Source organism: Streptomyces piniterrae, from assembly GCF_005048155.1.
GTDB classification, from domain to species: Bacteria; Actinomycetota; Actinomycetes; order Streptomycetales; family Streptomycetaceae; genus Streptomyces; species Streptomyces piniterrae.
The window spans coordinates 149,098-160,744 of record NZ_SUMB01000012.1 but is presented as its reverse complement, the minus strand read 5'-3'; the positions used below and the strand labels follow the sequence as shown (position 1 = coordinate 160,744).

Below are 11,647 nucleotides of genomic sequence, written 5' to 3'. Positions count from 1 at the left end.
CGGCTCTACGCGAACCGGCACACTCCCCCGATGCCCTGTTTCGGAGCGTGCGGCGTGTCCGTCGGCAGCGCGCGCACCTCCGCACCGGTGAGCAGCGCCGCCCGTACGGCGACATCGGCGAGACGTCCGCGTACGACGGCGCCGCCGTTCGGCTGGAGCACCCCCCGCCGGTCGGACACATCCGTCGGTGCCGGTCCCGACCAGGCCGTACGGCGGTCCTGCGGATCGTCCGTCACCGCGAGGGTGCGCAACCTGCCCCGGGCCAGGGCGTCCAGGGTGGCGTGTACGCCCTCCACGGCCCGGCCGCCCGGGGAGCGTTCCTCGGCCAGCAGCCGCAGCAGGGCCGCCGTCTCCTCCTGCCCCGCGCGGCGCGTCTCGGCCTCCACTTGGGCCATACGTTCCTGGACCGCCCCGTCGTGGCTGCGGCTGCCGCTCACCGACCTGATCGTCACCTCGCGACGGACCCACTCCGGCAGGTGCTTCATCAGGAACTGGCGAGCCCGTACGTCTCCCGCGAGCAGGAGGAGACGGGCGGAGTGCTGGGAGAGCGTCTCGCCGATGGCGTCCGCGACCTCGGCGGCGTTGTGGTCCCACGAGTCCTCGGCCCGGTGCTGGAAGCGCAGCTGAGCGCCGTTCCCCCGGATCTCGTCGTCGGGCCCCGTCACCGTCCGCCGCGCGGTGGCCTTCGTGGCGCCCGTCGGATACACCTCGAGGTCGGCGCCGATGCGGTCCACGATGGCGAGCACATGGGCGGGATGCTCCTGCTGCCACTCCAGCAGGGGGAGCAGATGCGGCAGGGGACCGTGCACCGCCATGTCCTCGTGATGGAAATCGGGCATCTCGACGACGAGCGGCACGTCCCCGCGTACGGCGAACGCCGCGAGCGCGCCGGATCCCGGCAGCGCCGGGAGAACGCGGTCCGTCAGCGCGGTGAGGGAGGCGGCGTCGGCCCCCTGGCGGGCGAGCCGGTCGGTGAGCTTGTGCCAGCGCAGGGTGGCGTTCTCCTCCTGCTGCGGGAGCGTTTCAAGGTTGAAGTAGACCGAGTCCACGGGGCCCGGCGTGCGGTGGAACTCTCGCAGGACATCCGTATCGATCTTGGTGCTACTGATCATGGAAGCTCCTCCTCGCTCGGGGCGAAGCTCGGCAAGTGGCGGAAGGTGACCACAGGTGTCCACACGTGCCCGCTGTGTCGCTGCACCTCGCGGCCACGCGAACGGGGCGCTGTGCCGACCATAAGTCCGCAGGGGCGTGCTCGCGAGGTGACCCGAATGGCCCTGCCGCCGCATCACGTAGCGTGATCGCAAGTCGCGGGGTCCGGCCGCCGCCCGCCGTTACCCGGTGGACGCCGTGGCCATCCTCTTCACGTCCTCGAACGCGCCCGACAAGGCGCTCATCCCCTGGACGATGTCGTCGAGGGACATGCTGAAGAGCTGCTCGCGTTCCGCGTTCGTCCGGTGCGGCTCGCCCTTGCCCGGCTCCATCGACTGGCGGCAGCCCCGGGCCCCGCGGCCGAGGCGGCTCAGCGCTCCCGACCATGTTCTCCCCAGGTCCCGGCCGGGGGCGGGGAAGTAGTCCTGGGCGGCGTCGACCCGCTTGCCCAAGGTGCCGCAGACGCGGCCGAACGTCTTCTCGTCCAGGGAGACCTGTCCGTCCTTGTTCCGCTTCTGGCCGGCGGCCTTCACGATCTGGGTGTTGAGCGCCTGCACGGCGTCGGTGATCCGCTGGCCATGCAGCGTTCCGCCCTTGTCGAGCCAGGACGAGGCCTGCCACTGACGGGTCTTGGGCCCGCGCGCCACCGGCGGGGGATCGATCGCCCCGGCCATGTCGCGCAGCCGCCCTGCGGGTGCGACATGCGAGGCGAAGTCCTCGTTGAACGTCAGGGCGGTCAGCAGCAGAGCGGGCAGCCCCAGCGCGAGGACCGTTCCCGTTTTCCATAGCCCTGGACGTCGACGGGCGGGCGCGGTCGGCACCGGTGTCTCTGGCGCCTTCGCCGCCGGCAGCCCGCGCGACCGGCGCACGGCCCATGCCGCGCCCGCGCCCACGAGGGCCGCGCACGCCGAGCCGAGGACGGCGTTGACGAGCGTGAGGCCGGTGACCACTCTGACGATTGTCAGGCCCTGCTCGGGCCGCCAGTCGCAGTCGCCGCCGATGATGTTCAGCGGGCCCAGGCAGCCGTCGGCCGAGGTGAGCCAGAACACCCCGACGTACGCCAGCAGTTGGACCAGCTGTGCGGCGATGAGCGCCCGCAGCAGCCAGTGCCGCCGGGAGAGGGCGGCGACGAGTGCGGCCGTGACCAGGCAGGCCGCCAGCACCGCCACGACCAGCCACCACACCTGGACCTGGAGCACCTGTAGGACGGCCGGACGCCCCTTCAGGGTGGGCGGCCGCAGCGTGTTCAGCGCGTACACCGCCACGGCCAGGCCCGCCCAGGACATCAGGCCACCCGCAAGGCCGGCGCAGAGCGTCCGGCGTATGCGGAAACCCCCGTCGGCGGCGCGCCGCAGAAACAGCAGAAGCAGCGGTACGAGCCACATCAGAAGCGTCGCGGCCGCGAGGAGGCCCTTCCTGTGCAGCGGCGCGAGAAGGGGGAGGAGGGTGGAGCCGGCGGACAGGCCGTAGTCCCGCCAGGGGCCCGGGGACCCGTCGAAGGAGAACTCGGTCAGTGCCACGTCCAGATCGCCGCCGTCCCATGCGAGGATCTGGCCCCCGAGCTGCCACCAGAGCACCCCGCCCCACAGCACGGTCGCCGTCACCGACGCGCAGACCAGCGCCGCCGCCCTGCGCTGGCCGCGCTTCGGAAAGCGCAGGGCGAGTCGCACCGTCTGTGACCACCACACCGCCGGCACGGCCGCGATGAGCAGGAAGGCCAGCAGATACTCGGGCCGCGGCAGCAGCCAGTCGACCCGGTAGCGCCCGCCGTCCACGAACTCGCCCACCAGCATGCCGCAACCGAGCCACAGGCCCGCGAGCGCGCCGGACTCCACATGCCCCCCGGCCACGCGCGACGTCCGTACGACCGAGAGACCCAGGGCGATACAGAGCACCGGAGCCACGAACAGGGTCGTGAGCCAGACGGAGTCCGAGTCCCCGGACAGGCCGGGAATCGTTCCCAGCGCGTGGAACAGGAGCCATGCCGAGGCTCCGGTCAGGAGCATCTCCAGCGGGCTGGCCCGGAAGAGGCCGGTGGAATCAGCGAGTACGCGGCTGCGTTCCGCCCAGCCGGGGTGCGTCCGCAGCAGCGCCGTGAGCCGGTGCAGCAGGGGCGCCACGGCGCCCGACGGGTCGGGCCGCTGCCAGCTTGCGGGGTGCGCGCCCCACGCCACCGCCTGTAGGTCGGCGTGCAGTTCACGTCGGCGCAGGAGATCGGCACGGGCCAGATGGACCAGACCGACGAGGAGGAGTCCGGAGAGGACGGGGTACACCAGGACGGTGGCGGCGCCGGGCCAGAACGGTGAATCGACGTCGCCGAACAGGGCGATGGCGAGGACCCTGCCCGTCATCACGAAGTTCGGCAGCAGGGCGAAGAGGACGAACACCCGCCAGAGCGCCGTGCTCGCGTAGGCGTAGTCGACGTCGCGGTTGTGCACATGGGCGAGTTCATGGAGGACGACGGCGCGGAAGCCCTCGGGGTCGGTTCCGCGCCGGGCGAGCAGGCCGGCGTGCAGGCAGACGGTGTAGACGCCGGTGCGGCCGTAGACGCCGGCACCGGAGGTCATCCGTTTCGGGTCGACGCGGAAGCGGAGGTCCGAGCGGATTCCGGTGCGGTCGCGCAGCGCGGCCAGTTCTTCTCGTAACGCTCCGTCGGCGTCGACCTCCTCGATCGGTAACGTCCTGCGCCAACGGTCGCGCACCTTCGGCAGCCACCAGTACACGAGCCCGGCGACGGCGAGCAGCACAAGGGTCGCGATCATGCCCTTCGAGTACGGCACGTCCGTCACACCGGCGAGACAGTTCTGCATGGCCTTCGGACGGCCGGCATTCGCCAGGAGATTGGCCCGATCGCTGCCTTCGGGGTCGAATCCGGCGGCGAGCAGACAGCCGAACGCGCCTCGCCAGGCGTCCTGGGGATTCGAGACCAGGAGGTCGAGCAGGGGGATGCTCGACGCGGTCACGACGGCGATCAGGAGTGCGAAGCGGGGGCCGGTCCCCGTGACACCGGAGACCGTGTCGACGGGCCTCATGAGGCGGGAGCTGATGAGACGCGAGCTGAGGGGGCGGGACCCGATGAGCCGGCGCGTGGTCAGCAGCGGCCTCATGAGCCGGGACCTCGTCGGAGGGGGCCTCATGAGACGGTGTCGGGCGCGTCGGGTTCCTCTTGGTGGGCCGCCGTCGCGATCCGCGCCACGACGCTGTCCGCCAGGGCCTCGGCCTCCCGGCGGTCGATGCCCCGCTCGACGGCGCGCTCCAGGATGTGCGTACGGACGAGCGCCAGCTCTTCGGCTTGCAGCGTGATCAGTACGCGCTCGGGGGCGGCGGGGGCACGGCGCAGCAATCTGCGCAGTCGCGCCCGCCCTCGTGTGGCCAGGCTGTCCGTGGCCATGTCGACCCCGCGGCGGGCCGCTTGGTCGAGCACGAGCCATATGACGGGCGTGATGAGAGCGGCCACCTCGGCGTAGCCGAATCCGAGCGGTTCTCTGCGGTGTCCCTGACGGGTGAGGGTGCGGATGACACGGTCGTCGTCGAACCGGCGCAGACTGTCGACGAGCGGCAGCTCATGCTTAGCGTGCTCCGCCACCACGTCGCGCACCACGTCGCGTACCTTCAACATCAGCAACCCCCGTGAGTGCCAAGCGTGTTGAGAGTATTGCAGCATGCTGTGACAGAAGAGGAAGCGAGGAAAACTCGTCACTACCGCGCGGGGATCGGGGTGTCTGTCAGCTGCGGCGAATGTGTCGGTAGGCTCTCCTGATCATGGACGCGAGTGCAGCAGACGAGTTGGTCGCCATCCCGCCGGGGCGGGTGACGTTGTCGGACCGGCGGACGCAGCGCAGTTGGTCGGTCGAGCTGGCTCCCTACCTGCTCGCGGCGTTCCCGGTCACCCGCCTATCGACTCGATCCCGATGGCGAAGGCATCGAGTGGGAGGCGTCCGCCGACGGGTACCGGTTGCCGACCGAGGCCGAGTGGGAGCACGCCTGCCGTGCCGGCACGACCGGACCGCGTTACGGGCCGCTCGACGAGATCGCCTGGTACCGCGGCAACTCGCAGGAGCGCATCCACGAGGTGGGCGGCAGACGGCCCAACGCGTGGGGGCTTCACGACATGCTCGGCAACGTCTGGGACTGGTGCTGGGACGTCTACGACGCCGAGGTCTACGGCACCTACCGGGTGCTGCGCGGCGGTGGCTGGTTCGACGAGCACTGGAGCTGCCGGGCCTCCGCACGGCGCCGCAGCCACCCGACGTTCCGGGTCGACGACGTGGGCTTCCGCATTGCGCGGTCCCTCCCGCCGACCGTCGGGCCTGGCCTCGTGCGCTGATCCGTGTGGTGTGCGTACGCCCGCAGCCGGCCGTCGGGGTCGGCGCTCTCACCACCGTCCCGGGTCATGCCGCCGCCCCGGATCAGGCCGCCGACCCGGATCATGCCGCAGCATGGGACGACCCCGCGTCGCCGCTTCCCCGCCCGTCCGCGTCATGGTGAATCGGTATGCGTGAGCCGGTCAGCGGCAGGCCCGTGCCGCCCTGCCGGGCCGCGACGATCTCGGCCGCTATGGACAGTGCGGTCTCCTCGGGCGTGCGGGCTCCGAGATCGAGGCCGATCGGCGAGCGAAGCCGGGCCAGTTCGCGTTCGGTGACGCCGGCCTCGCGGAGCCTGCGGTTGCGGTCCTCGTGGGTACGGCGTGAGCCCATCGCGCCGACGAACCCGACCGGCAGCCGCAAGGCCACCTCCAGCAGGGGGATGTCGAATTTGGCGTCGTGGGTGAGCACGCACAGGACCGTCCGGTGGTCGGTCTCGGTGCGCTGGAGGTAGCGGTGCGGCCAGTCGACCACGATCTCATCGGCCTCGGGAAAGCGCGCCCGGGTGGCGAAGACGGGACGGGCGTCGCACACGGTGACGTGGTAGCCGAGGAATGTGCCCGTGCGCACCAGCGCCGCGGCGAAGTCGATGGCACCGAAGACGATCATGCGGGGCGGCGGTACGCTCGACTCGACGAACAGCGTCAGGGCGGACCCGCAGCGCGATCCGCTCTCCGAGATGTCGAACGTGCCGGTACGGCCCGCGTCCAGCATGGCGCGGGCCTCCCCCACCGCCGTGCGGTCCAGCTCCGGATGCCCACCGAGCCCGCCTTCGTGCGATCCGTCGGGGCGTACGAGCAGCGGTCTGCCGAGGACTTCGGCCGGCCCCCGGGCCACGCGGGCGAGCGCCGCCGCCTCTCCCCGGGCGGCGGCCGACAGCGCCGCCGCCCAGATCCTCCTGCCCGGCCCGTCCGCACCCACCGGAGTGACCAGGACCTCGATGACGCCGCCGCAGGTCAGTCCCGCCGCGAAGGCGTCCTCGTCGCTGTAGCCGAACCGTTCGAGCACCGTCGCGCCGTCCTGGAGCGCCTGGGCGCACAGGTCGTACACCGCCGCTTCGACGCAGCCGCCGGAGACCGAACCGATGGCCGTGCCCTGGCTGTCGACGGCCAGGGCGGCACCGGGCCGGCGCGGCGCGCTGCCGGCGACGGCCACCACGGTGGCGACGGCGAAGTCCCGCCCTTCTTCCACCCATCGGTTCAGCTCACCGGCGATGTCAAGCATCCCGGTCTCCCCCTGACGCCCCCTCTGCTCCAGGTGCCCCCTCTACTCCGGACGCCCCCTCGACTCCGGGTGTCTCCACTTCTCCATATGCCGGCTCTGCTCCCGCCGTGGTCCCCGCCAGCAGGACGCGGTCGGGGCGGATCGGCAGGTCCCGGTGGCGTACACCGGTCGCATGCCAGACCGCGTTGGCGATCGCCGCAGCGGCTCCCACGATCCCGATCTCGCCGATCCCCTTGATGCCCACCGGGTCGTCGGCGTCCGGGTCGTCCACCCAGTCCGCCTCGATGAGCGGTACGTCGGCGTTCGCGGCGATGTGGTAGCCCGCGAGATCGGCACCGACGAGGCCGCCGGACGCCTCGTCCCGGACCGCCTCCTCGTGCAGCGCCATCGAAAGACCCCAGATCATGCCGCCGATGAGCTGGCTGCGCGCGGTCAGCGGGTTGATGATCCGGCCCGCGGCGAAGACGCCGAGCATCCGCCGTACGCGGACCTCGCCGCTGGTGACATCCACGGCAACCTCGGCGAACTGCGCCCCGAACGAGTACCGTTCCTTGGCCGTCAGCGTGGCGAGGTCCTTGGTGGTGTCCGACCGGACCGTGATCCCTTGGGGCGGGATGGCGCCGCCCAGGGCCAGTTGCTCGCGCAGCTCACACGCCGCGGCGGTGACCGCCCAGCCCCACGAGCGGGTGCCCATCGAGCCTCCGGCGATCATCGCCGGACCGAAGTCGCTGTCGGCGATCTTCATACGGATGCGCTCGGGTGCCACCTCCAGCGCGTCGGCGGCGATCTGGGTCAGCGCGGTCCGCGCTCCGGTCCCGACATCCGCTGCGGTGATCCGTACCGTGAAGGTGCCGTCCGCCTCGGCCGTCACGGCGGCGGTGGACGGGGCGACCAGTACGGGGAAGGTGGCCGACGCCGTGCCGGTCCCGACCAGCCAGCGGCCCTCGCGGCGCAGGCCGGGGCGCGGGTCGCGGTCCGCCCAGCCGAACCTGCGGGCGCCCTCCTCGAAGCAGGCGAGCAGATTGCGGCTGCTGAACGGCAGTCCGGAGACGGGCCCCGCGTCCGGTTCGTTGCGGGCGCGCAGCGCGATCGGGTCGATGCCGCACTTCTCGGCGAGTTCGTCGAGCGCTGACTCCAGCGCGAAGGAGCCCGGCGCCTCGCCCGGGGCGCGCATCCAGGTCGGGGTCGGCACGTCGAGCGGTACGACACGGTTGACGGTGTGGTGCGCGTCGGCGTCGTACATCGAGCGCCCGTAGTCGGCGCTGCGCTCGATGAATTCGTACACGGTCGAGGTGCGGCAGTCCGCCGCGTGGTCGAGCGCGCGGAGCCGTCCGTCGGCGTCGGCGCCGAGGCGGACACGCTGCGCGGTGGGGCTGCGGTAGCCGATGAGCGAAAACATCTGACGGCGTGTCATGACGACCCGGACCGGCCGGTGGAGGGCGGTGGCTGCCATCACGGCGAGGACCTGGTGCGGGCGGGTCCCCTTGGCCCCGAAAGCGCCGCCCACGTGCTCGGACCGCACCCGTACCGAGGCGGGGTCGAGTGAGAAGAGTTTGGCGAGTTCGTCCGCGACGAATTTGCTGCCCTGGTTGGTGTCGACGACTTCGAGCCGGCCGCTGTCCCAGCGCGCCATCGCGGCATGCGGCTCCATCGGGTTGTGGTGCTCTTCCGGGGTGGTGTATTCCGCGTCCACCGCTACGGCGGACGCGGCGAGTTCGGCGTCCAGGTCGCCCTTGGATGTCTCCGCCTGGGGTCCCTCCGGTGTGTACGAGCGGGGGTTTCCGGCGTGGAACGCGACGTCGTGCGGCTCCTCGTCGTAGTGGACCACCAGCGCTTCGGCGGCCTCCCTGGCCTGCTCGGGCGTTTCGGCGACGACCAGCGCCACCGGCCATCCCGCGAACGGCACCCGGTCGTGCTGGAAGACCTGGAGGATCGGGTCGGGCGGGCCCAGCGGGCCGGTGTAGTCCCCGTCGACGCGCGGGGCGTTCCCGTGGTGGAGCACCGCGAGGACGCCCGGCATCGCCAGCACGGGAGCCGACTCCACGGACCCGATACGGCCGCGGGCGATGGTGGACAACACCAGCCAGCCGTGGGCGAGTTCGGTGTAGGGGATGTCGCCGGCGTAGCGGGCCGCGCCGGTGACCTTTGCCAGGCCTTCCACGCGGGTGTGCGCGGCGCCGACGGCTCCCGTCGGCGCGGTGGTGCCCGTGGCCGTGGTCATCGGGCGGCCTCCTCGGTGAGCTCGGTCAGCGTGGCCACGACGAGATTGCGCATCAGTGTCACCTTGAATCCGTTGTGGGGCAGCACCCGGGCGGCTGCCAGTTCGGCGTCCGCCGCGGCGGCGAACGCCTCGGCGCTCGCCGGTCCCCCGGCCAGCACCCGCTCGGCCTCCCGGGCCCGCCACGGCCGGGACGCGACCGCTCCGAAAGCGAGGCGCACTTCGCGTATGACTCCGTCCTGGACGTCGAGGGCGGCGGCGAGGGAGCCGATTGCGAAGGCGTATGACGCGCGCTCGCGCACCTTGCGGTAGCGGGAGAGGGCGGCGACCGGGGCCGGCGGCAGGGTGATGCCGGTGATCAGAGCACCGGGTGGCAGCGCGGTCTCCAGGTGCGGTGTGTCGCCCACCGGCAGATAGAACTCCGTGAGCGGCAACTCGCCTGGCCCGTGCGCCGTTTCGTACGAGACGACGGCGTCGAAAGCGGCCAGCGCCACTCCCATGTCCGAGGGATGCACGGCGGCGCAGTGCTCGGAGGCGCCCAGGATCGCATGGTTGCGGTGCTCGCCCTTGATGGCGGGGCAGCCACTGCCGGGGACGCGTTTGTTGCAGGGCTTGGTGAGGTCGGTGAAGTAGCCACAGCGGGTGCGCTGGAGCAGGTTTCCGCCGACCGTTGCCATATTGCGCAGTTGGCCCGAGGCGCCGGCCAGAACGGCCTGCGCCAACGCCGGGTAACGGCGCCGGACTTCGGGGTCGGCGGCGAGATCGCTGTTGGTGACGGTGGCGCCGATACGCAGACCGCCGTCGTCCGTGGCCTCGATCCGGTCGAGGGGGAGCTCACGTACGTCGATGAGCAGCCCCGGCCGCTCCACCCCGGCCTTCATCAGGTCGACGAGGTTGGTGCCGCCGCCGAGAAAGCGCGCATCTGGTTCGGCGCCGAGCAGGGCGACCGCGCCGGAGACGTCGGACACGCGGCGATAACCGAACTCTTTCATGCCCCCACCTCCGTGTTCGCCGTGTCAACCCGGTCAACCGGCCCGGAAAAGGGGGCCTGTTCGGCCTCGGCGGCCTGCGCGACCGCCTGGACGATCGACACATACGCACCGCAGCGGCAGAGGTTGCCGCTCATCCGCTCCCGGATCTCGTCGGCGGTGAGCGGCGGCACTCCCGCCTCGGGCCGCACATCGGTGGTGGCGGCGCTCGGCCAGCCCGCCGCATGTTCCTCGATCACCGCGATGGCCGAACAGATCTGGCCCGGTGTGCAGTAGCCGCACTGATAGCCGTCGAGGTCGAGAAACGCCTGCTGCACCGGATGCAGCCGCTCGCCGTCCGCGACGCCCTCGATGGTGGTGATCGCACGCCCCTCGGCGGCGACCGCGAGTTGCAGGCAGGCGACGGCCCGCCGTCCGTCGAGCAGCACCGTACAAGCACCGCACTGGCCCTGGTCGCAGCCCTTCTTCGTGCCTGTCAGATCGAGGTGCTCGCGCAGCGCGTCGAGCAGGGTGGTGCGGTGGTCGACGGGCAGCGTGCGCTTCTCGCCGTTGACGTTCAGGGTGATGGCACTGGACGTCGATAGGGCCATGAGCAGCCTTCTTTCGCATATGTGGTGCGCGGCGGCGTCAGGCGCGGGCCTGACGCCGGCGTGGTCGACCGGAGAGTCGGACGATCCCTGCCATGCGGGATCGAGAGGTCGAGCCGGAGAAGCCGGAGAAGAGGTGGCGCTGTGCGTAGGGCGTCAGCCTGGGCGCCGTGGCGCGGCGCGGCATCCGCGACAGACCGAAAGCCGGTCGCAGTGGCCACGGCCGTCCACACCGGCCGTATCTAACGCTATGGTGGACCCAAGCGGACAGCTGTCCGTTAGTTTCAAATCTACCGGACAGCTGTCCGGTTAGCAAGGCCGGCCCAGTCGTGATTTCCGGAAGCCGGGAGGAGGACGAGTGCAGCAGAGGAACGACCCGCCACTGCGCTCGGACGCGCAACGGAATCGCGAGCGCATCCTGGAAGTGGCCCTGGCGGAGCTGACCCGCTCGGCCGATGCCCCGCTGAGCTCGATCGCGAAGAAGGCGGGCGTCGGACAGGGCACGTTCTACCGCCACTTCCCCAATCGCGAGTCCCTCGTCCTGGAGGTCTACCGGCACGAGGTCCAGCAGGTCTCCGACACCGCCTGCCAACTTCTCAAGACCCGCACACCCGACGAGGCCCTGCGGGAGTGGATGGACCGCCTCGCCCAGTACGCCATGGCCAAGGCCGGCCTGGCCGACGCGATGCGCAAGGCCACCAGCGCGCACGGCAGCCTGGCCGGACTGGGACACGGCCCGGTGACCTCGGCCGTCGAACTCCTGCTGAAGGCGAACGAGGAGGCCGGCACCATCCGCCCCGGCGTGACCCCGGACGACTTCGTGCTCGCCATCGCCGGCCTCTGGCAGATCGATCCGCACGGGGACTGGCACACCCGCGCCGGACGGCTCCTCGACCTGGTCATGGACGGCCTTCGCGCCGGCGCTCCCGGGGCATGAGCGGCACGGCGCGCACCACACCATGGGGCCGGCACCCGTCCTGAGGCCCGTCCGATGGGCCGGCACCGGATGACCGCTGCGCCTCGGGCACTATCGGATACCGGCCACGGCGATCACGAATCCGCGCCCGGAGACCGATCCGACATGTGGAGGCAGGAGTTGGCTGGATCCCCGCGCGA

The 11,647-nt window shown here is 71.5% G+C and carries 8 protein-coding genes and 1 pseudogene; 2 read left to right on the top strand and 7 right to left on the bottom strand.

Annotated elements, in window-relative coordinates; genetic code table 11:
- Positions 1–5: 5 nt before the first annotated feature.
- From FCH28_RS29825 to FCH28_RS29815, 3 genes are all read right to left on the bottom strand, one after another.
- The gene (locus tag FCH28_RS29825) at positions 6–1,112 is read right to left on the bottom strand and encodes a baeRF2 domain-containing protein (RefSeq protein ID WP_136743297.1); all 1,107 of its coding nucleotides are present in this window, start codon (positions 1,110–1,112) and stop codon (positions 6–8) included.
- Between the two features lie 219 nt (positions 1,113–1,331).
- A complete protein-coding gene (locus FCH28_RS29820) occupies positions 1,332–4,181 on the bottom strand; it encodes a M48 family metalloprotease (protein WP_136743296.1) in 2,850 nt (949 codons plus the stop codon).
- Positions 4,182–4,282: 101 nt separating this feature from the next.
- Positions 4,283–4,768, bottom strand: a complete 486-nt coding sequence (locus tag FCH28_RS29815) for a hypothetical protein (protein WP_136743295.1) — start codon at positions 4,766–4,768, stop codon at positions 4,283–4,285.
- A gap of 143 nt (positions 4,769–4,911) precedes the next feature.
- Between FCH28_RS29815 and FCH28_RS29810 the strand changes: the two are divergent.
- Positions 4,912–5,476, top strand: a pseudogene (locus FCH28_RS29810) (formylglycine-generating enzyme family protein).
- Between the two features lie 100 nt (positions 5,477–5,576).
- On the opposite strand, the gene FCH28_RS29805 reads toward FCH28_RS29810, so the two are convergent.
- From FCH28_RS29805 to FCH28_RS29790, 4 genes are read right to left on the bottom strand one after another with little or no spacing between them, the layout of a single operon-like run.
- Entirely contained in the window at positions 5,577–6,737 is a 1,161-nt protein-coding gene (locus FCH28_RS29805) for an XdhC family protein (RefSeq protein WP_136743294.1), read from the bottom strand.
- Positions 6,730–8,958 carry a xanthine dehydrogenase family protein molybdopterin-binding subunit gene (locus FCH28_RS29800; RefSeq protein WP_136743293.1) on the bottom strand — a complete coding sequence of 743 codons (2,229 nt, stop codon included), beginning with the start codon at positions 8,956–8,958 and terminating at the stop codon, positions 6,730–6,732. The genes FCH28_RS29805 and FCH28_RS29800 overlap by 8 nt, the downstream gene beginning before the upstream one ends.
- The gene (locus tag FCH28_RS29795) at positions 8,955–9,947 is read right to left on the bottom strand and encodes an FAD binding domain-containing protein (RefSeq protein WP_136743292.1); all 993 of its coding nucleotides are present in this window, start codon (positions 9,945–9,947) and stop codon (positions 8,955–8,957) included. The genes FCH28_RS29800 and FCH28_RS29795 overlap by 4 nt, the downstream gene beginning before the upstream one ends.
- On the bottom strand, positions 9,944–10,534 hold the full coding sequence (locus tag FCH28_RS29790; RefSeq protein ID WP_246103350.1) for a 2Fe-2S iron-sulfur cluster-binding protein: 591 nt from the start codon (positions 10,532–10,534) through the stop codon (positions 9,944–9,946). The genes FCH28_RS29795 and FCH28_RS29790 overlap by 4 nt, the downstream gene beginning before the upstream one ends.
- Positions 10,535–10,889: 355 nt before the next feature.
- Between FCH28_RS29790 and FCH28_RS29785 the strand changes: the two genes are divergently transcribed.
- On the top strand, positions 10,890–11,468 hold the full coding sequence (locus tag FCH28_RS29785) for a TetR/AcrR family transcriptional regulator (protein WP_136743291.1): 579 nt from the start codon (positions 10,890–10,892) through the stop codon (positions 11,466–11,468).
- The last annotated feature ends 179 nt before the right edge of the window (positions 11,469–11,647 follow it).

Excerpts from the sequence above, each read along its gene's own strand:
- FCH28_RS29800 (WP_136743293.1), bottom strand. The coding sequence starts at position 8,958 with ATGACCACGGCCACGGGCACCACCGCGCCGACGGGAGCCGTCGGCGCC.
- FCH28_RS29805 (WP_136743294.1), bottom strand. The coding sequence starts at position 6,737 with ATGCTTGACATCGCCGGTGAGCTGAACCGATGGGTGGAAGAAGGGCGG.
- FCH28_RS29825 (WP_136743297.1), bottom strand. The coding sequence starts at position 1,112 with ATGATCAGTAGCACCAAGATCGATACGGATGTCCTGCGAGAGTTCCAC.
- FCH28_RS29795 (WP_136743292.1), bottom strand. The coding sequence starts at position 9,947 with ATGAAAGAGTTCGGTTATCGCCGCGTGTCCGACGTCTCCGGCGCGGTC.
- FCH28_RS29815 (WP_136743295.1), bottom strand. The coding sequence starts at position 4,768 with ATGTTGAAGGTACGCGACGTGGTGCGCGACGTGGTGGCGGAGCACGCT.
- FCH28_RS29790 (WP_246103350.1), bottom strand. The coding sequence starts at position 10,534 with ATGGCCCTATCGACGTCCAGTGCCATCACCCTGAACGTCAACGGCGAG.
- FCH28_RS29820 (WP_136743296.1), bottom strand. The coding sequence starts at position 4,181 with ATGAGGCCCGTCGACACGGTCTCCGGTGTCACGGGGACCGGCCCCCGC.